The organism is Rhizobium sp. L43 (genome assembly GCF_002531725.1).
Taxonomy (GTDB): Bacteria; Pseudomonadota; Alphaproteobacteria; order Rhizobiales; family Rhizobiaceae; genus Rhizobium.
In genome coordinates, this window is record NZ_NWSQ01000010.1 from 32,032 (window position 1) to 51,852 (window position 19,821).

14 protein-coding genes and 2 pseudogenes are annotated in these 19,821 nt (G+C 60.3%); 9 read left to right on the forward strand and 7 right to left on the reverse strand.

The genetic code is table 11. The features are described from left to right. Window positions 1-283 precede the first annotated feature (283 nt). The 4 genes from CO667_RS14545 (at window position 284) to CO667_RS14560 (ending at window position 4,639) form a co-directional block, all read left to right on the forward strand. Window positions 284-1,771: a right-handed parallel beta-helix repeat-containing protein gene (locus tag CO667_RS14545; RefSeq protein ID WP_097619038.1), complete on the forward strand. Its 1,488-nt coding sequence runs from the start codon at window positions 284-286 to the stop codon at window positions 1,769-1,771. A gap of 227 nt (window positions 1,772-1,998) precedes the next feature. Next, complete coding sequence (locus tag CO667_RS14550; RefSeq protein WP_280953219.1) at window positions 1,999-2,424, forward strand: enolase C-terminal domain-like protein; 426 nt, start codon at window positions 1,999-2,001, stop codon at window positions 2,422-2,424. 11 nt (window positions 2,425-2,435) lie between these two features. Continuing rightward, window positions 2,436-2,774, forward strand: coding sequence for a hypothetical protein (locus CO667_RS14555; RefSeq protein WP_097619039.1), 339 nt, complete (start codon window positions 2,436-2,438; stop codon window positions 2,772-2,774). 380 nt (window positions 2,775-3,154) lie between these two features. Further along, the gene (locus CO667_RS14560) at window positions 3,155-4,639 is read left to right on the forward strand and encodes a right-handed parallel beta-helix repeat-containing protein (RefSeq protein WP_097619040.1); all 1,485 of its coding nucleotides are present in this window, start codon (window positions 3,155-3,157) and stop codon (window positions 4,637-4,639) included. A gap of 65 nt (window positions 4,640-4,704) precedes the next feature. Here CO667_RS14560 and CO667_RS14565 read toward each other — a convergent pair whose 3' ends face one another. Then, window positions 4,705-4,986 (reverse strand): nodulation protein, encoded by a 282-nt coding sequence (locus CO667_RS14565; RefSeq protein WP_097619041.1) that lies wholly within the window; start codon window positions 4,984-4,986, stop codon window positions 4,705-4,707. Between the two features lie 177 nt (window positions 4,987-5,163). After that, on the reverse strand, window positions 5,164-5,940 hold the full coding sequence (locus tag CO667_RS14570) for a protocatechuate 3,4-dioxygenase (RefSeq protein WP_097619042.1): 777 nt from the start codon (window positions 5,938-5,940) through the stop codon (window positions 5,164-5,166). 315 nt (window positions 5,941-6,255) lie between these two features. Here CO667_RS14570 and CO667_RS14575 point away from each other — a divergent pair, with 315 nt between their 5' ends. Beyond that, window positions 6,256-7,836, forward strand: coding sequence for a Na+/H+ antiporter (locus tag CO667_RS14575; RefSeq protein WP_097619043.1), 1,581 nt, complete (start codon window positions 6,256-6,258; stop codon window positions 7,834-7,836). A 19-nt stretch (window positions 7,837-7,855) separates the two neighbouring features. Here the strand turns inward: CO667_RS14575 and CO667_RS14580 are convergent, their stop codons facing one another. Next, window positions 7,856-9,757 carry a potassium transporter Kup gene (locus CO667_RS14580; protein ID WP_097619044.1) on the reverse strand — a complete coding sequence of 634 codons (1,902 nt, stop codon included), beginning with the start codon at window positions 9,755-9,757 and terminating at the stop codon, window positions 7,856-7,858. A gap of 120 nt (window positions 9,758-9,877) precedes the next feature. Here CO667_RS14580 and CO667_RS14585 point away from each other — a divergent pair. From CO667_RS14585 to CO667_RS14595, 3 genes and pseudogenes are all read left to right on the forward strand, one after another. Beyond that, a pseudogene (locus CO667_RS14585) lies at window positions 9,878-10,036 on the forward strand (tyrosine--tRNA ligase); the annotation flags it as partial. Window positions 10,037-10,172: 136 nt separating this feature from the next. Continuing rightward, complete coding sequence (locus CO667_RS14590; RefSeq protein ID WP_097619045.1) at window positions 10,173-11,348, forward strand: MFS transporter; 1,176 nt, start codon at window positions 10,173-10,175, stop codon at window positions 11,346-11,348. 494 nt (window positions 11,349-11,842) lie between these two features. After that, the gene (locus CO667_RS14595; RefSeq protein WP_097619046.1) at window positions 11,843-12,265 is read left to right on the forward strand and encodes a TIGR02594 family protein; all 423 of its coding nucleotides are present in this window, start codon (window positions 11,843-11,845) and stop codon (window positions 12,263-12,265) included. Between the two features lie 37 nt (window positions 12,266-12,302). Here the strand turns inward: CO667_RS14595 and CO667_RS14600 are convergent. From CO667_RS14600 to CO667_RS14620, 4 genes and pseudogenes are all read right to left on the reverse strand, one after another. Further along, window positions 12,303-13,089: pseudogene (locus CO667_RS14600) on the reverse strand (class I SAM-dependent methyltransferase). A 120-nt stretch (window positions 13,090-13,209) separates the two neighbouring features. Beyond that, window positions 13,210-13,782: a hypothetical protein gene (locus CO667_RS14605; protein ID WP_245433133.1), complete on the reverse strand. Its 573-nt coding sequence runs from the start codon at window positions 13,780-13,782 to the stop codon at window positions 13,210-13,212. A 351-nt stretch (window positions 13,783-14,133) separates the two neighbouring features. Beyond that, complete coding sequence (locus CO667_RS14615) at window positions 14,134-14,694, reverse strand: hypothetical protein (protein ID WP_097619048.1); 561 nt, start codon at window positions 14,692-14,694, stop codon at window positions 14,134-14,136. Between the two features lie 71 nt (window positions 14,695-14,765). Then, window positions 14,766-15,356 carry a hypothetical protein gene (locus tag CO667_RS14620; protein ID WP_097619049.1) on the reverse strand — a complete coding sequence of 197 codons (591 nt, stop codon included), beginning with the start codon at window positions 15,354-15,356 and terminating at the stop codon, window positions 14,766-14,768. A gap of 852 nt (window positions 15,357-16,208) precedes the next feature. On the opposite strand from CO667_RS14620, the gene CO667_RS14625 reads away from it, so the two are divergent. After that, entirely contained in the window at window positions 16,209-19,811 is a 3,603-nt protein-coding gene (locus CO667_RS14625) for a S8 family serine peptidase (RefSeq protein WP_097619050.1), read from the forward strand. Window positions 19,812-19,821 lie beyond the last annotated feature (10 nt).

Here is a 19,821-nt window from a genome sequence, read left to right on the forward strand (position 1 = left end):
AGGGCCGAATCACTTGCCGCACAGCCTGAAGATGAGGTACGTTCCCAGCCCTGATTCCTTGATTTATTCGCCTGGAAGTCGCTGCTTTCTCCGCCCAAGTTGCAGCTTTCTGGCGCCACGGCCACTGACTGTGGAATAACACCCGCAAACCGGCCGCTGCCCCATTGACAACATCTTATCGCCTTCTTGCCGTGGACGGTTGCCCCCGCCGCATCCGGTCGGCCGATCCCGGTCGATCTTCGTGGCGACATAGCGATCCGACGAACAGGGCAACATTGGCGATATGACAATCTACTATGTGAACTCAGCGACTGGCTCCGACCGCAACACCGGAACGGGCCAGAACTCGGCTTTTGCGACTTTGTCCAAAGTGGAATCCCTTAAGTTGAAACCGGGCGACAGCGTGCTTCTTGCCAAGGGAAGCGTATTCAACGAGCAGTTTGATATCAAATATTCCGGCACTGAAAGCGCGCCGATCAAGATCGGCAGTTACGGGACGGGGGCAGCGCCCGTCATCCACAGCGGCGGCGACGGCATCCATAGTCTTTATGCCTCGAACATCGTCATCGAGAACCTCAAAATATCGAATACCGGGACCGCCGGCATTTATGGCGGCAGCGTCACGAACTGGACGGTCCGCAATGTCGAGATTGCCAAGACGGGAATGTCGGAAAATGCCGGCGCCGTCACTTTCCGCAACAGCAAAAACATCACGGTCGAAGACAGCAAGGTATCCGGCGTCAAGGGCGACGGCTTCTGGATCGAGAAGGTCGCCGGCATCAAGCTGCTCGACAACACCGTGACCAGCGCGAGCGGCTCGACCGCTGATGCCGTGCAGATGAATGACAGCAGCAATATTCTGATCAAGGGCAATCATCTCGACCAGACGAACGCCGATAGTCCCAAGGGCGTGATCGTGCTGGCGCGAGCCGCCGATGCCGTGGTCGAGGATAATGTGCTCACCGGCGGCGGCTTCGGCATCAGCGCGCCGGCGGGCAAGAACGTCGCCATCCGCGACAACGACATATCCGGATTTCACGGCTACGACTGGTCCTTCGGCGTCGGCCTCGGCGATCAGGGCAATGCGCGGGATTATGATATTTCAGGCAACCACATTCATGACGGCGCATGGGGCGTTGCCATCAGCGACGCCAGCGGCACCAGCTATAGCCGCACGAATATCAAGGTTCACGACAATGTCTTCGACGACCTCTCGCAGGCGGCGCTGAAGGTCGACAGGCCGGCCTCCGGCTCCTTCACCAACAATACGATCGAGACCGGCACCAAGGCCACCGCCATATCGCCTTCCATCGTCGACGCGCACACCTTCACCGTCAGCAACAACCACACGGTCGCCAATGTCGAGACGGCGCTGGCGAGCCCGGTTGCCAAGACTGCCGCAGTCACGGAGGCGTCCGCGGATCCGGCTGTTGTCGCCGTCCATGACAATTTGAAGATCTTCACCGATACGGGCGAGGCCCATCGCGGCAATCTTCTCGAAAATGATAGCTCCGATAATGGGACCCTGGCGCTGCGCCGCTTCGGGGATGAAAGCGTCGGCAAGCACGGCCTGACGTTCGCCGGAGAGTACGGTGACATCCACGTGGACCGGGAAGGCAACTATGCCTACACGCTCGATGAAACGAAGCTCCCCGACCATGGCGGACATGTGAGCGAGACCTTCAGCTACGGGGTCAACGATGGAAACTCGCAGCATAGTGACGGGGATACGCTGACCGTCTACATCCATCTGGATGGCCTGCTGAGCTGAGAGTGCGGGTTGGAATAACAAACAAATCCCGGAAATTTTCCGGGATTTCCAGACTGCTGACAAAGCCGACCAACCCTTCTTTCGTCATGCTCGGGCTTGTCCCGAGCATCTGCCCACGTCCATGCGCAGCAGATCCTCGGCACAAGGCCGAGGATGACGGGGGCGGCAATCGCGGCCTGACCGGGCGGGACACCATCTTCCTCTCGCAACGCTGCCGGGACATTCCGTTGATCCTGGAGCAACCCTGCAGCACGCTGGATGAAATCGCCAACATCAAGGGGCAACTCTGCCACCCGGTCTATCTCGATGAGGTGACCGAGGATGTGAACATCGTCGTCCGCGCGATCGCGGATCGGCTTGCCGATGGTTTCGGCATGAAGGTGACGCGCGTCGGAGGCATCTCCGCGATGCGGACCGTCCGGGATATCTGCGAAGCCCGCAACCTGCCGCACACGGTCGACGACAACTGGGGCGGCGACATCATCGCGGCAGCCTGCGTCCATGTGGGAGCGACGGTCGCTCCGCGTCTGTTCGAAGGCAGCTGGATCGCTTCACCCTATATCGAGCAGGTAACGACGAGGTTTGTTAACATGCGGCGAAATCGCGGAAAATTTCTCAGCCGTAAGTCGCGACCGGAGCGCCGAAACGCGTGAGATCGGGGGTAATGTCGATGCAGGCGGCCGCCGCCGATCAAGGCGTGGCGCTCGCCTGGCATCGCATGATCACGCCGATGCTGGCGCGCGGGGCGAGCTGGATCACGGACATGATCTTTCCCGCGCCCGGCAGCTATTATCTAACCTGGAACCGTCATCACTACGACAGGGAAAACGGCCCTCGGATGGAAAACGGCCAGATCAAGGTACCGACTGGGCCAGGCCTTGGCAGCAACCGCAAGCTTTCGCCGGCCGCTTCGTTGCTGCGCGATTGGATTCACGATCAGGCAGCGACCGAACGAGCACAACCTTCACCGCAGCTGCAACCCCGTCGTGCATCCACGGAGTGACGCGTTCAAGGGTGCGCACCTTGTCCTTGCCCAGGGAATGTTGCTGTGTCTCAAGATGAACCGCAGCTGCATTTCAAAATGCACCGGAAAGCCTGCAAAAGCGTGTTCACTGCCATCGCAAGTGACCATTGGTCGCGGGGTGCGATACGGTTCGTTCACCTTTCGGTCGTTGTCCTGTAGATTGTTTTCGTATAAGTTGTATCCTCTAATATACCGCCACCGCCAGGCGTTTCTCGGGACCAAGGCAGGCCCATAGGGTCTGCCAACCGCCGTGAAGGCAATATCGAAGGCCCTCTTGATGGCCTTTAACCCCGACCGCATCCGATCCACGCGTTGCAGCCGATGCAGACGGCTGCGCGGCAATTCGAGAACAAGGCGATATGGCAATCTATTATGTGAATCCTGCGATAGGCTCCAACGGCAACAATGGAACGAGCGAAGACACGCCGTTTGCATCCTTTTGGGCGGTGGAAAACTTGAAGCTGCAGCCCGGCGACAGCGTGCTGCTTGCCGCCGGAAGCGTGTTCAACGACCAGCTCGACCTGAAATATTCCGGCACTGCCAGCGCCCCGATCACCATCGGCAGCTATGGGGTCGGCGATGCGCCTGTTATCCATAGCCCCGGCGACGGCATTCACAGCCTTTATGCATCGAACATCGTCATCGAGAACCTCAAGATCTCGGACACAGCAGGCGCGGCGATCTATGGCGGCTATGTTTCGAACTGGACCGTCCGCAATGTCGAGGTGGAAAATACCGGAAGTTCCACCAAGTCGGGCTCCGTCACCTTCAGGACCGGTTCGAACATTACCATCGAAAACAGCACGATCACCGGCGTCAACGGCGACGGCGTCTGGATCGAAAAGGTCAACGGCGTCAATTTTCTCAACAACACCGTCACCAACGCCCACGGCACCGCGGCAGATGCCGTGCAGATGAACGACAGCAGCAATATCGTCATCAGCGGCAATTACCTCGACCAGACGGGCGCCGCGACGCCGAAGGGCGTCATCACGCTCGTGCGGCCGGTGAATGCCGTGGTCGAGGATAATACGCTGATTGGTGGCGGCTTCGGGGTCAGCGCCCAAGCGGGTACGAATATCGCCATCCACGACAATGACATTTCAGGTTATGGCGGCTACAGCTGGTCTTACGCCATCGGTCTCGGCGACCAGGGCAACACTCGCGACTACGACATATCAGGCAACTATATCCATGACGGCGTATGGGGCGTAGCGGTCAGCGCCGCCGGCACCACCAGTTACGTTCGCGAGGGTATCGAGATCTACGGCAACGTCTTCGACGACCTGTCGCAGGCGGCGCTAAAGGTCGACAGACCGGCATCGGGCTCTTTTCATGACAATGTCATCGCCAGCGATGTCACGCCCTACAGCATATCCCCGGCCATCATCGCCGCGAACACCTTTCCCGTCAGCAACAATACGACGCTTGATGAGGCCCAGCTTGCGATCCTTGATAGCCATGTTGCGGGAGATACAACACATGCGGACGCAGTCCCGACGATCGTCGCAACGCATGACAGCCTGAAAATCTCAGCCGACACGGACGGCGCTCATCATGGCAATCTCCTCGAAAACGACAGCTCGGCCAATGGGATCCTGCTGCTTCGCCGCTTCGACGGCGAATTGATCAACAAGAACGGCCTGACGCTGACCGGCCAATACGGCACCATCCATGTCGACGATCACGGCGACTATAGCTACACGATCGACGCGACGAAGCTCGCCGGGCTTAGCGGTGAGGTGAGCGAGACCTTCCAGTATAAGATCTCCGATGGGGCCGCGCATCATTTCGACACGGATACGCTGAGCATCTCCATCCATGTGGACGGCGTGCTGACCTGAACAGGGATGCCGGCAGCAAACGGCGCCTCGCCCGGTTCGAGGCGCGGCGGTGGAGAGCACATGTCTCACCGGTCGTCGAACAGGATCCTGGTGACGTCGATTTCGACTTCGGCGCAGATGATCTCGTATTCGGTGATGATCGCCGGATCGGCCGACCTATCCCTGCGCATGCGATCAAGGGCGGCGCAGGCCTCGCCATAGGCTGCGCACAGTTCGTAAAGATGGGGCCGGCTCTCTGCGGTCGCCCGGATCGTTGCCCGCGTCGCGGGCAGCCGCATCATCAGCCTGGCCAGCCCCTGTTCGGCGGCCTGCCGGGGAATGTGTGCTACGCCTTCTTTCCGGACCATGCCATCAACCCTCGCTGCCTTCGTTCTCCTGTCCTGAGGGTTAGTACGCAGGAATGCTGCATTTGGTTTCATGGCGGATGCAGGATTGGTGTGCTGCCGCGCGTCTTCCGCTGAGTTCGGCATTGCGACACCCAAGGCCCGCCGCCCGCGATTGTCGGCTTCTCAGCCGCTATCTGTTCAGGAAGAGAGGCCGATGGTGATGGTGGCGGAAAGCACGCCGTCATCGAGTTTCTCGAAATCGAATATGTGATCGGCGGCGTCCTCAGGGATGAGGCCGTCCTCCTCATTGCGTGTATCGCGGCCAGGGCGTCCAAGATAGTCCGGATGCTCGCCATAGATGATGTCGCTCAGCGCATCATCGAAATAGATCTGGCTGACGAGAAGCTCCTTGCCGTCGACCAGGATGCGGCAATGAACATGCGGCGTGCGGCCTTGGTACCATCCGGGATAGACCGTCAGGAAGCTTGCCTGTCCCTCTGCATCCGTCAACTGGCGGCCGCGAAAGGCAAGCCCGCTGGTGGCCTCGGCATCGCCGAGTGTACACATCTCCGCAGCCTCGCGGCCGGAATAGATGCCACGGTGATCGGTATGCCAGATTTCGATATCGGCGTTGTCGGCCGGCCGGCAATCGGCTGCATGAACGATCCGAACCGCCAGCCGCAACGGCAGCCCGGCCTTTCCTTCCGAGACGTCCCGACGGACGGGAATATTGTTGACGTGGCAGGGGCCAAGGGTCTGGGCGAGGGTGACGACGCAATTCGGACGGGTGCGGAAAAGCGGCGCCGGCAGTTTTTCCAAGGCGACCGACTTTGTGCCGCCGCTCAGGAAATCCGTTCCCTTCCAGTCGAATGCCCTGGCTGCGACAGTGATGTGCCGCCGTGGCCAGATCGCCACCGCAGCCACGGACGATGCAACAATGGCCGCACCTCCGAGCACAAGGGTCCGCCTCTTCATATGTCTTCCTTTGCGTTAAAACGCCGGTGTAAGGAGCATGCCCAGGAAATTCCAATTAAATCCAGGCAATGATCGACGGCAACGCGGTCATTGACATCAGATGTACGCTGCGGCCTAAGCGCCATTCTGTCCGGCGCATTGACGAGAAAGCGTATACTACCGATGCTATTACAGGGACGGTTTCTAAAGGTGTCCACCGAGTTCGTCGCAAAATATACGGCAACGCTTTGATTCCTGTATAATTCTTTGAATCGACTTCAGATTTGAATTATCCAGCAGGCATCCGACATTCGTTGCTGAGCCAGGGCAGGGCACATGGAACCAACCCATTTATTCGAGCTTGTCATCGCGATGTTTCTCGCGATCATCGCGCTGCAGTATGCCGCCCACAGGCTTGGATTGCCGCCGTCCGTCGCGCTGCTGACCGGCGGCGCTTTGCTGGCCTTTGTGCCGGGGCTGCCGGCGATATCGGTCGATCCCGAGCTGGTGCTGGTCATCTTCCTGCCGCCGCTGTTGATGGACGGCGCCTGGTCCATCGCGCTGGCGCGGCTGCGGCGCCATATGATTGGCATCGCCTCGCTTGCCGTCGGCGCGGTGCTCTTCACCTGCGCTGTTGTCGCGGTTGTGGCCCATCTCCTCTTTCCATCACTTCCGTGGGCTGCCTGCGCGGCACTCGGCGCCATCGTCGCGCCGCCGGACGCGGTTTCGGCCCGCGCGGTGCTGGAGCGCGTCAGGCTGCCGCGGCGGCTGCAGATTTTGCTGGAAGGCGAGAGCCTGCTCAACGATGCGAGCGGCCTGGTTCTCTTCCGTTTTGCCGTTGCCGCCGCCGCAACGGGAGCGTTCAGCGCGGGGGAGGCGGTCGGCAGCTTCTTCGTGCTGGCGCTCGGCGGCGCCATCGTCGGTATCGTGGTCGGAGCGGCATGGGTCAAACTCATCCGGCATCTCGGCGACGACTATCTCATCATCGCAGCCACCGTACTGCTCGGTTGGGTTTCCTATCTGCTGGGGGAACAGCTGCATGTTTCCGGCGTCATCGCCACCGTCACCACGGGCCTGATTGCGAGCTGGCACCAGCACACGGTATTTTCAGCAGCAACGCGCATGCGCGGCACGTCGTTCTGGGCGGTGATGATCTTCCTGATGGAGGCTGCGGTTTTTACCTTGATCGGCCTCTCGCTGCGGGACGTCGTCGAACGCGGCGGCGGCCTGACTATCGTGATCGCGAAAATGGGACTGCCGATGCTGGCGATCCTCGTCACGCTGGTGGTCGCGCGTTTTGCCTGGGTCTTCGCCTCCGATCTCGTCATCAGGTTCTGTGCTGCCCTGGGGCTCACCCGCGCCCAACCGCTCGGCGTGGGCGGTGCGACGGTTCTCAGCTGGGCAGGCGTGCGCGGCGTGGTCACACTCGCCCTGGCGCTGAGCCTGCCCGAGGGATTTGCGGGCCGTGACTTCATCCTCGCCACCGCATTTGCCGTCATTCTCGGAACCGTGCTCGTGCAGGGCACGACATTGGGGCGAATGATTGCCTGGGCGCGGCTGGCGCCGGAGACGGAAAGAGCGCGCCTGACCATGAGCCAGGCCGAAGCCGCCATGGCGCAGGCGCAGTTCGGGACCGTCCAAAACCTGGCATATGACGCGGAGGGGAAACTCATCCATCCGCAATTGCTGGAGCGTTACCAGCGCCGGGCGACAGCGATCGTCGACTATGCCGAGAGAACCGAGCACTACATACCGGTGCTGCATGCGCATTTCGACGTCGTTCTCGAAGCGGTTGCAACGGGACGCCGGGAACTCATCCGCCTCCACCGCGCCGGCGAGATCGATGACGAGACGTTGCGGGAGCTGGAACGGGATCTCGATCTCGAGGAACTGAGCGCGATCTCGGCCAAGGCCTGAGGGGCAGCGTCATCATGCTCTAAATGGCGATCTGTTCGCCGAGTTCGACGACGCGGTTGGACGGCAGGTTGAAATAGTCGGAGGGATCGATGGCCAAGCCCTCCAGCGCCATAAATATGCGCTCCTGCCAGGCGGGCAGCCCGGTGTTCGGCGTCCTGACGAGGTTCCGGCGGCCGAGATAGAAGGAGGTCCTCATGATCTCGAACTTGAAGCCGCTCTCCCGGCAGAGAGCCAGCGCCCGGGTGACGTCGGGGTCGTCCATGAAGCCGAAGGTGATGTCCAGACGGACGAAACGCGGCGACAGCTGGCTGATCTTGATGCGGCGGCTGTCGGGAACATAAGGTTCGTCCTCGGTCCACACGGTCAGGATGACGTTCTGTTCGTGGAGCACATGGTTGTGCTTGAGATTGTGGAGCAGAACATTCGGCGTGCGATCCGGGACGCTGGTCAGGAAGACTGCCGTTCCCGGAACGGTGACCGGGGAATGGTCCGACTTTCGCTCGATCGACCTGATGAAGGAATCGAGAGGGATCTCGTTGTTGGCCCGCAGTCTCTTCAGATAGGCTTGGCCTCGGGTCCATGTCCACATCAGGATCATGATCGCCAGCGCAAGAGCGACCGGGACCCAGCCGCCATCGTAGATCTTCAGCAGATTGGCCGCCAGGAACATGACTTCGATGGTGAAGAGCGGCAGTAGCCAGGCGGCGGCGAGCACGAGGGAGTAGCCCCAGACGACCCGAAGGAACTGGAAGACCAGCATGGTCGAGATGACCATGGTTCCCGTCACCGAGATGCCGTAGGCCGTCGCCAGCGACTCGGAGTCGCCGAAGGAAAAGATCAGCATCAAGACGCCGACCAGCAGGAGAAGATTGACGGCCGGCACGTAGATCTGGCCGGTGTTGGTCTCCGACGTGAACTTGATCCTGAGCCTCGGCAGGAAGCCGAGGTGAACCGCCGAGCGGGACAGCGAAAATGCGCCTGTTATCACCGCCTGGCTGGCGATGATCGTTGCCATCGTCGCCAGAAGAACCATTGGCGGCAAGGCCCAGTCGGGATACATCAGGAAGAACGGGTTGCCGGCCGTTTCGGGATGAGCGAGAACGAGCGCGCCCTGGCCGAGATAGTTCAGGAGCAATGCCGGAAAGACGAGCACGAACCATGCCATCTGGATCGGGCGGCGGCCGAAATGCCCGAGGTCGGCATAGAGCGCTTCGGCGCCCGTCACCGTCAGAAAGACGGCGCCGAGCACGATGAGGCCGACGCTGCCGGCATGGGTTAGGAACAGGAATGCATTGACCGGATTGAGCGCGGCCAGAATTCTCCAGTCGTCGCCGATATGGATCAGGCCTCCCGCTGCCATGGCCAGAAACCACAACACCGTGATCGGACCGAAAAACGTCGAAACAGCAGCAGTTCCCCTCGACTGGACTGCAAAGAGAACGATCATGATCCCCGCCGACGCAAGCGGGACGTATTCGGCAAAGGCGGGTGTGATCAATTTCAAGCCTTCGAGGGCCGACATGACGGACAAGGCAGGCGTAATCATCGCATCGCCGATGAAGAGGGCTGCGCCGATCAGGCCGGCGAAGAAGAGCACCGGCACATTTCGCCCCATCTTCTTCATCAGGAGGGCGAGGAGTGAAAGCGCGCCGCCTTCGCCGTCATTGTCTGCCCGCAGCAGGAACAGCACATATTTGAAGGTCACGATGATCGTCAGAGTCCAGACCATCAGCGAAATGAGACCGATGACCTCGGCCTCGTGTACGCCATCGGCGGCAAAGGGCCTCAGCGCCTCGCGAAAGGCATAGAGCGGGCTGGTGCCGATATCGCCATAGACGACGCCGACCGCGCCGACGACCAGTCCGATAAAGCCCTTTCGGCCGGCATCTTCACCCGTATTGTCTATATGCGTCGACGCCATAGTTCCCCGCTTATGCCCCTTGGCTATGAACACAAACATATGCCGTATTGCAGAACGGCAAGTAAATTGATGCGGGTGTGAATTTTTTGTGGGGGACGGAGCGGCGTGGGGAGGGTGGTGCGATTGATCGTCGGCGGCGGTGTGCGGGTGAACGGAGGCAGCGTAAACGATGAGGCGTTGCGGCTTGGTGACGCCGACTTCCAGGATCGCGTCATTAAGCTGTCAATCGGCAAGAAGCGATACGTTCTCCTTCAATCGGCGGTGGCGCCACCCTACTGACAGGGGCTGTCAGCATGATGGTCGACAATGCGGGAAACGTGGGTTTCCGAGCCAGTCGCCATTTCGTCGAAGTGTCCAGCTATCCCCCGGGGGATAGTTGGGCTTAATCCCTCCAATCGGAGCAGCGTCCCCTAAGATGAAGCCGCACCATCGCATTTTCTTCATTCAGTTTGCTGTAGCCCTTTCCGTGGGGGCGTGTCTTTCGCGGTTGCCCGACCTTCAGCTCAAGTTTCGCCTGACCGAAGGAGAGCTCGGCCTTTTGCTCGCGATCATGTCCCTCGGGGTTCTCTGCGGGTTGACGTTCGCAGCGCGGTTCATCGAGAGGCTCGGTGCGCGCATAACGGCCTTCGTCACCGTCTTCGGTGCGGCGTTGTTTTATGCACTGATCCCCTGGATGCCTTCAGTTCCCTTGGCGATGCCATTGTTCTTTATCTCAGGCGTTTTCGCCGGCGCATTCGAGATCAACGCCAATATCGAAACCGATCGCCATGAGGCGCTGCTCGGCTACCGCATCATGAGCCGGGCTCACGGCATGTGGAGCCTCGGCTTCTGCATCACCGCCCTCGTTGCCGCCGGCATGCGGCAGGCCGCCGTCTCCATCGAACTGCATACCTTCATCGTCCTCGTGGCGGTCTTGATTGCGGGGTCGATCGTCTTCTCCGGGATCGAGAATGCGCCCCGGCGGCATGATGCTCACGCCGGCGATGCTCCGCTCGTCGCTTTTCCGACGATCGGGCTGCTACCCCTTTGCCTCATCGGCGCAGCTCCGCTTCTCGCCGAAGGCGCGAGCGTCGATTGGTCGGCGATCTATATGCGCGACGTATTCGCGGTCGAACCATTCGTCGGCGGGCTCAGCGTGGCGATTTTCTCCGCGTTCATCGCCATCGGACGGCTGGCTATGGACCCTGTCATCGACCGCTTCAATCCGCGCCGGGTCGCAATAGGTCTCCTCGGGATCGCGGCCATCGGTCTTGTCATGGTTGCGACGGCGGCACACCCGGTTGTCGCGCTCGCAGGCTTTGGCCTGACAGGTATCGGCTGCTCCTCGGTCTATCCGCTTGCCATCTCGGCTGCGGCCCGGCGCACGGATCGACCCGCATCGGTCAGCGTTGCAGCGCTCGGGCAGACGACGTTCCTCGTGTTTTTTGCCGGGCCGCCGCTGCTCGGTTTCGTTGCCGAACACTTCGGCATCCGCTTTTCCTACTGGGTTGTCGTCCCGGTCATCGCCGCTGCACTCCTCGTCACCAGGGCGCTTGCCGCAGCTTCTGCTGCGCTTACAGGCCAGCCCGAACCGGTGCAACCACACGGTTGACGCGCCGCCCGCCGTCCTAAAGTCCTTCATGTCTGCAACCGGCAAGGGTGACCACCGGCCTTCGCTGGTGAATGGAGCGAGCAATGTATTTCCCGCCGGATCGAAGTATTACGAACAGCCGTTGTAACTATAGCTCATATAGGTGAGGGCCTGGGGTCACGCATTGTCGTCAATTTTCGGCGAACGGTCTTGCCGCTCAAGCACTTGCGGGCGTGGCTCATCATTCTCTGAATGAACCTGGCTTGGTTAGCACACCCAAACCCTTCGGCCCGGAAAGCATGGGGTTTATGGGGTTTCGACGGTCTCGTTCGGCTGCAAAAAAAAGAGGCTTGTCAGCTACCCCAAGCGCCTCGGTCTAGACAGATTCTCGCCACCAAAATGCCAGTATTAGTTGTTTCTAAATCACGCCATAATTCGCATTTACGTTGCCGCGCCTGTTTTATTCTTCGCCACATTTCGGAATTTCAACATTATACAAACAATGGTGGGTAACTATGAAGGTTATTCTCGTCATCGTCCTCACGGCGCTTGCCGTGCCCTGTGAGGCGGACATGCTGGGCACGGCATCCAAGTATAAAAGCATGCACGAACGTTCCATCTCCTTCCTCAGCATCAATCCGCGCAGAGTATCGTGGTGCGGGGCGTTCCTGGCCTTTGTCGCCAAGCGATCGTCCCGGCAGCCGCCGCCCAATCCCAACATGGCGGCGTCCTGGAGGAAGTTCGGCAAGCCGGTGTTCTTTCGCGCCGCTAGGCGTGGGGATGTCGTGGTGATCCGCACCGGCCGGCGCTTTCATGTCAGCCTGTTCGACCACATCGACCAGCGCCGGCAATATGTCTACCTGTTCGGGGGCAACCAATCCAACCGGGTTCAGCTGTCGCGTTATCGCGCCAGCTCGGTGGTCGCCGTGCGACGATGAAGCCGGTCAAACCTTGATGGCGGTGGGAAGACAGGCCCTACATCTTGCGCGCCCTGATATGCAAGAAGATCGGCGCGATGCGGGTGTCGGCGACGATTGGTTCGGCCAGCGCCACCTCGACTGAGGCCATCGGCTCGCCGAAGGCCTCGATCGTAAGCCCCGCTTCGACGATCATCCGACACCCAGGTCGACAGCGTGCGGTGAAGGCGCGGGATGGCAAACGGCGTTAGCGTCGCGCGTTCGGCCTCAGGGATGGAGGAAAAGATCCAGCGCTCGATGCGGCCGTCGCTCTCGTCGAAATAATCGGCGATCTCGACCGCGACGCGCTCGCCCGCCTCGTTGCGGATATTGCGCCGCGTCGGCGGCATGAAGCAGGGATGCAGGATCGAAAACTGCAGGAAGCCGCCGGGTTTCAGGATGCGGTGGATGCCCTTCAGCACCTCGCGCTGGTCGGCCATGTCCATCAATCGACATGAAGGCGGTGACGAAATCAAAACTCGCCTCGGGGAAATCGATACTCTGGCCGTCGCCGAGCACGTAGTCGATGCCGAGCGGCGCCTGCGTCTCGGTCTCGCGGGCATAGCGAATGAAGGTCGGGGCGATGTCGAGGCCGGTCATGCGGGCGCCGAGACGGGCGACGGCGCGGCTATTTGAGCCCTCGCCACAGCCCAGGTTGAGCCCGGCAAGGCCGGCCATCGGCGGCAGCATCTCGAGAAAGGCCGGCGTGTTCAGCGCGTCGCGATACTTGTCGTACCCGCCCTGGAATAGATCGTCCAAGTCTCGGCATTGCTCTCCCAATGGGCGGCGACATCATTGGCGTTCATGGCTCTGCTCCTTGCTCGATCGGGATGGGCGGGGAGCTATAGGCGCAACGGGTGACAAGGGGAAGACGGGCGATTAAACGGAGGCAGGGCAACGCAGCCCGCCTGTCCATTTCGGGAATGCTAATCGCCCGGGTCCAAGTCGCAAAGTACGCCATCGACCGGGATGGTCGTCAACCTTTCGTGCTGGACGTCAAATCTCCAGGCTGCGACCACGTTCTCCGATGCGTAAGAACGATCCGGCTGTTCCATCATCTCGCCCAGCGCACAGACGGAGTCGTTTGGAAACCGGCTCGAGGCGCAAAATGCCGATTCCAAAAATTCGTGACGGAGGGTTGGCTTTGAAACGGTCACTTGGTCGATCACGGTCCAGACCGTGTGGTTCCCATGATTGCCTATCTTGCGTTGAAGCACGAGGGATAGCTGCTGGCGGCATTTGGGCTCTGTGATTCCATATGTCGGGCCTGTCGATGCGTCCGCTATTTCCGCGGGAATCATTCCGCCGATTTCTTCGCAGCCGTTCGAGAAGGGACGAACGGTCTTTCCCTTCAGGTCACTGGCGCCGGCGAAGGCCGGGATCAGAGCCAGAAGAACTGCAATCGCAGGAAAATATCGTGACATCGGAAAGCGTTGGACATGGATTGAGGTGAGCACGACATAGCTATCGATAAGTGTGAACGTGTTATTGCGGTTCAATCGCCTTCCCGTTTCGACGTCGTCGGTCTGCACGAAAGATCAGCCAAACGAACACGACGCCGAGCATAACGCAAGCGAATGATACAAGGCCACCAAGCCACATCACGGTCACGGCATCCTCGCACTGGTTGGCATCGGGACAGCCGCGAGAGGAGTAATCGGCCCATGCCGCTAGACCGAAGAAGCTGAATAAGAGAGTTGCGCAAACCGAAACCAGCACTGCCATTACAATGGCGCCTGTCTTGGCCGCGGCATACCGCCTGTTTCCTTGGTGCATGCTTGTCTTTCATGCCGGTCGATTTGAAACGTCGTGATCGGGGATGACCCAGTCGAGCCGGGCGCGTTGAGATGTTACTCACGGTCAATGATCAGGCTCTCAGGCGGGATCTGCATCCTTTCGGCATCATATTCGTAGACTGATGTCGCCGTCTGGAACGGAAGATACGTCGGTTTGGAACGAAAGCGACGGATGACCTTGTGAAACCTCTTGCCATCCGGTGTCAGCCAGATTTCGGCTTGAGCCACATCTGAATCTCTTTGCCACGTCGCCTCGTAACGCAGCTCAGACGCGTTGCCGACCGGCTTGCATTCCGAAAACCTCGTTCCGGCAACTGGAGGTTTAGGCGGAGCCCTCAACCACTTCTCGGTATCGTCGTACTTTTCGTAAATGCGGCCACTCCAATAAAGGATTTTAACGTATTGCCGATCTTTCGCTGCCTCGGTATCGCCCGATACGATTTCGAGGTAGCCGGATGGTTTACGGTTCTCATAAGCCTCCGTCACGACCTTGCAGCTCGGATCGGGCGGCTGGTTGCCGCTCCGTCCCGGATTCTTTACATCGTCGGCGTCGGCGGATTGCGCCGCCAGAGCCGCGCAAAGACAAATGACCGCACGGGATAACTGAATTTTCATGCGCCTGAATTCCTCAACCCGGAAGAGAAGTCCGTAGCCATTTTTAGAAATGCTGCGGCCGACCGCATGTGTCACTGCGTCAGCGACTGGATACTGTCGTAGCGGACGGTGTATTCGTTGGCGGTGCCTTCGTCATAGACCTTCGCCAAAGTGGCCTGGAGGTCGGGCGAATAGAGTACGCTCAGGATGTCGACCTGTTCGTCGCCTCTCTTGATTACCTGCTTGACCCTCAGCACCTTGTATTTGCATTCCCCGAGACTGAAGCTTTCTTGACCGGCGACGGTCAGTTCCAGGCTCCAGCGCGTATCCGCCTGCTCGTCCGGGCCAAGCGGCAAGAAAGCGACCTTGGTTTGAGCGCCTTTTTTTAGGGGAACGATGCGGCTCAAATCGGATAGAGGGTGCATCGCATATTGTTCGCTTTTGCTGAAGCGGGCCAGATCAAACAGGCCTGCGAAGGAAAACACCGTCTGCTGCGGCGAACCGCTGAAATGATTGACTGTCTTGACGATCTGCCCTTCCGCTTTGCGGAATTCGCTCCGTGCGCCGGTATTTTCCAACACAAAGCCCTTAGCGGCGGTGTCAGCAGACGGACAATCGGCAGCGTGCACTGAAACAGGCAGGAGGGCAGCAATGAACAATGGAGCAAGACGGTTCTTAAACATGGTTTTCGTTTCCAAATAAGACTGGATCGTCAGGGTTGGACACCTTCAGATCTCGTTTGATCGTCTGGCAATACTGGAACGCGCGGGGCCTGTCATGAGCCTCATTCTTGCGACAGAAAATATTCCACATTTCCGTTAATGGCTGGGGCTTCGCGCGGACAGTTTTATTTGGGATGCGCGGCCGGGAGCAAAGCACCTGCGGATGCGCGACGGCACGCTTCGCGATACCTGCGTCTGCAGTATCATCGCGCCGGAGTGGCTAGCGGTGCGTCCCAACCTCAATTGGAAGCTGCAGCAAGCTCGCTGAAGATATTTCCGGCAAGGAAAACCGCGCACAACGGTCGTGTTGCAAATGGGGTTCGAGATCCTGAAGAGGGCCGTAGCCTTGCTCGGAGACCTGTCGGTCGTCGAGACGCTGCTGTGTCAATGCGCCGTTCTCTAGCATGTCTCCTCAAATCGCACTTTTGATTCTGTCTCCACCATTCAGACACAGGTCGCAAACATCAACCCGGCTGATCTCAAATCATACAATGCCGATGTCTGTGCATCGTTAAGCAACAGACGTTGCTTGCTTTGGACGGCAGTCCTTCTGTGGCATTGCATTATTTTTGTTCAGGATATCGTCAAATATTATATTTTAATAAGTTACTTAAAATTAAATAGATTTTCCTATCGGTGAACGGAATTTTGAAATCACCAGTTTCTGTGTTCGGGAATATTTTTAACAACAATTGACAATGCGATATTAAGTTGTATTTTGGACGTGGGGATATTCAAGTTTTATTTATATTACTACACGGCACTCCATGACGGTTGCCGCGTTTCTTTGGTCTGTTGTCGCAAAGGTGCGCTATGGCCGATAACGAAGTTCAACAGGACAGTCGATTTCTCGTTAAGGGTGCAGGTGACGTGTTTGGTCTGCAGCCGGCGGTGATCAGCCTGCGGGGACGGACGGTAACGCTTTCTCCCCTCGATCCGGTCGGCCCGGCGCCGCTCGGTCTTGCTCCCGTCTCGCCGTCGGAAGGGTGGAGCATAGCGACCGTCGCCCGGAGCGCGCCTTTCGCGATGGAGGGCGTCAACAGATGGGAACTGGCGCATGAGCTCCATCGGACGCTTGGCGCCCAGGGGGGCGCCACGGGCCTGGTCGTCGAGCCGGACCTGCGGCAGAACATGCCGATCTGGCGGAAACCAGAAGAAGCCCCGGCGCTCGCTCCGCCAATCGTCGAGGCCTGGCATCTCGGTTCCGACTTCAGCCAGCTGCAGAATGCGAGGACGGCCGTGCCGGACGCCGCCCAGCGGCGGGTGATCGTGGCGCATCTCGACACGGGATACGATCCCGCCCACGCGCTCGCGCCGCACAATATCCAGAAGGCCCTGGAGCGGAACTTCGAGGACGAAGATCCAAACCTGCGCAACTCCGCGGTCGAGCCCGCGCATGCCGGCGCGCTCGTCCGCAATTTCGGCCATGGGACGGGGACATTGGGCATTCTTGCCGGTGGGATGGTTCCGACGGTCCACAGTCCCAATCCGGGGCATGGCGTAGCCTTGGGCGGCGCTCCATCCGTTACGGTCGTGCCGATCCGTGTCGCGAACTTCGTCGCGCAATTCTGGTCGTCGTCGATAGCGGCAGGTCTCAATCACGCGCGCAGGATCGGCGCGCATGTGGTGACGATGAGCCTCGGCGGTCTTCCCTCCAGCGCCTGGGCCGATGCGGTCAATGCCTGCTACGAGGCCGGCATCGTCGTGGTCGCCGCCGCGGGCAACAATTTCAGCGGCCTTCCCGTTCGGGACATGGTCTGGCCGGCCCGCTTCCGCCGGGTCATCGGCGTTTGCGGCATCATGAAGAACCAGAAGCCCTATGTGGATCTCGGCGGCAAGATGGAGGGGAATTTTGGCCCGCCGAGCGCCATGGATACTGCAATGGCCGCCTATACGCCGGAGATTCCCTGGGCAATGATCGGAACGGGAAACCAGGTCGACCAGGACGGCGCCGGGACCTCTTCCGCCACGCCGCAAGTGGCGGCGGCCGCCGCCTTGTGGATCGCGCAGAATTTCGACGACTGGATGAGGCTCGGCGAGGGGTGGCAGCGCGTGGAGGCCGTTCGGGCAGCGCTTTACGGCAGCGCTCATCCCGGCGCCAGAACCTTTCTCGGCAGAGGCGTGCTGCAGGCCGCGGCAGCGCTCGATGTCGGGCTTGCGCAGGCCGATCAATTGCGGATGGAGGAGCGCGATACGGCATCCTTCGCTTTCCTTAGAGCGCTTACCGGCTTCGGGGCGGCCGCCGATCCGCGTGATGCCATGTACCGGACGGAAGCCACCCAGGTCGCGACCCATTCGGCGGCCCTCCGGCAGCTGATGCCGGACCCGGACGCAACCGGAACCGCCGATATCCGGAAATTCGCAGAAACCCTGCTCGACGCCGAGGAGATGTCGAAGGACCTGCGGCAATGGCTTTGGGGCCTTGCCGGCCGCCGCTTCGTCCAGGGCGGAGGCCCGAGCCCCGGCCCCGGCACGCCCGCCGTGGCGCCTGCCGTCGCAGCGCCGGCCCAACCGCCGGCCGCAGCGCCCGCGCTCCATGTGACGCCGGCCCGCGATATTCCCTCGGTACGGCGTGTGCGCGTGTTCGCCACCGATCCGGCGCAGGCGCTGGAATTGGAGAGGTTCGATCTGGCAACGGCAACGATCGCCATTCCATGGGACGAAACGATCCAGCCCGGCCCCATCGGCGAATATGTCGAAGTCGTGGATGTCGATCCGTCAAGCGGCCGCTTCTACCGCCCGGTGGATCTCAGCGACGGCAACATCATGGCCCAGGACGGTCTTGCCCCCAGCCTCGATGATCCGCGCTTTCATCAGCAGATGACCTATTCGGTCGCGATGCGCGTCGTCGACCGGTTCGAGCGTGCGCTCGGTCGCCGCGTGCTCTGGCAGGCCGAGTACGAATACTGGCGCAATCCCCTCGAAACGCCTTCGCCGCAAAGTGCCGCTAGCAGCGAAACACCGCCTGAGGTCGCGAACAAGGCCAAGCTGGAAGACCTGACATCGGTGGAGCGCGAAGGCATCGAGCGGGGCTTCGTCAGACGGCTGCGGATATACCCGCATGCCATCCGCGGGCGGAATGCATATTACAGCCCGCAGAAGGTAGCGCTTCTGTTCGGCTATTTTCGCGGATTGCGGCCAATGCCGGAGAATACGCAGCCGCAAGTCGGCGACATGGTGTTCACCTGCCTGTCCTTCGACGTCATCGCCCACGAAACCACGCATGCCGTGCTCGACGGCATCAACCGGCGGCTGAGGGAGGCGACCAATCCCGACGTTCTCGCGTTTCACGAGGCGCTGGCGGATATTGTTGCACTGTTTGAACGCTTCAGCCTGATGGATCTGCTGCGGCGGGAGATCACCAAGGCCAAGGGGAGGCTCGGCGCGACGCGGCTCGGAGAACTGGCGCGCGAATTCGGCCAGGCGATGGGATATGGCCGCGCGCTCCGCGATGCGATCAATCAGGACCCGAAGAAATTCAATTACATAACCGCGACCGAAGCCCATGATCGCGGCGCCGTGCTCGTTGCCGCCGTCTTCGACGCCTTCATTCACATCTATGAACGCCGGATCGGACCGCTGACGGCGCTGCTTCCCTTGCCGCAGGGAAGCCGGCCGATCCATCCGACGGCGGTCGAGATGCTCGCCAACGAGGCGCGCAAGGCCGCAGAACATGTGCTGACGATCTGCCTGCGGGCGATCGACTACATGCCGCCGGTGGATATCCGCTTTTCGGATTTCCTGAGGGCGTTGATCACTGCCGACATGGAAGTCGAGCCGGACGACGTCCACGGATACCGGGTCGCCTTCATCGAAGCCTTCCGCCGGCGCTACATCTTTGCCGACAATATCAAGGCGACCTCCGTCGACAGCCTTCGCTGGCGCGCGCCCGACGAGCAGATCGAGGGCTTCTCCAGCATCATACGCAGCCTCGACCTTCGATGGGACCGCAGCGCCGATCGGCTGGACGTCTATGCCTCTTCGAGGCTGGCTGCGTCCAAGCTGCATGACTGGATCAACAAGCTCGATCCGGAAAAGGCGCGCATCCTCGGCGTCGAGCGGGCGAAGGGAGAGAAATTCGAGGTGAGCTCTGTCCGGACCATTCAGCGCGTGACGCCGGCAGGCCGGATTCACAGGGATGTCATCCTGATGATCACGCAGAGAAGGACGATCCCCAATGCGGAAGGGGATGGAAACATCCTTTTCCGCTCGGGCTCGACGATCATCGTCAGCGCCGACGACGCCAGCCGCGCACCCATCCGCTACATCGTTAGAAAATCGGCCAATTCGGAAGCACGCCAGGCGCGAACCCGCGCCTTTCTGGCGAGGGTCGATGACGGCCGGGATCTTTATTTCCACGAAAGCGACCGGAGCGGCGATCGAGAGCCCTTCGCAATGCTGCACGCGCACGGGTGAACGGGAGGCG

Bases quoted from the DNA above. Each gene is read 5' to 3' on its own strand.
- CO667_RS14560 (WP_097619040.1), top strand. From the start codon at position 3,155: ATGGCAATCTATTATGTGAATCCTGCGATAGGCTCCAACGGCAACAAT.
- CO667_RS14615 (WP_097619048.1), bottom strand. From the start codon at position 14,694: ATGAAAATTCAGTTATCCCGTGCGGTCATTTGTCTTTGCGCGGCTCTG.
- CO667_RS14580 (WP_097619044.1), bottom strand. From the start codon at position 9,757: ATGGCGTCGACGCATATAGACAATACGGGTGAAGATGCCGGCCGAAAG.
- CO667_RS14565 (WP_097619041.1), bottom strand. From the start codon at position 4,986: ATGGTCCGGAAAGAAGGCGTAGCACACATTCCCCGGCAGGCCGCCGAA.
- CO667_RS14555 (WP_097619039.1), top strand. From the start codon at position 2,436: ATGTCGATGCAGGCGGCCGCCGCCGATCAAGGCGTGGCGCTCGCCTGG.
- CO667_RS14620 (WP_097619049.1), bottom strand. From the start codon at position 15,356: ATGTTTAAGAACCGTCTTGCTCCATTGTTCATTGCTGCCCTCCTGCCT.
- CO667_RS14625 (WP_097619050.1), top strand. From the start codon at position 16,209: ATGGCCGATAACGAAGTTCAACAGGACAGTCGATTTCTCGTTAAGGGT.
- CO667_RS14570 (WP_097619042.1), bottom strand. From the start codon at position 5,940: ATGAAGAGGCGGACCCTTGTGCTCGGAGGTGCGGCCATTGTTGCATCG.
- CO667_RS14545 (WP_097619038.1), top strand. From the start codon at position 284: ATGACAATCTACTATGTGAACTCAGCGACTGGCTCCGACCGCAACACC.
- CO667_RS14595 (WP_097619046.1), top strand. From the start codon at position 11,843: ATGAAGGTTATTCTCGTCATCGTCCTCACGGCGCTTGCCGTGCCCTGT.
- CO667_RS14590 (WP_097619045.1), top strand. From the start codon at position 10,173: ATGAAGCCGCACCATCGCATTTTCTTCATTCAGTTTGCTGTAGCCCTT.
- CO667_RS14575 (WP_097619043.1), top strand. From the start codon at position 6,256: ATGGAACCAACCCATTTATTCGAGCTTGTCATCGCGATGTTTCTCGCG.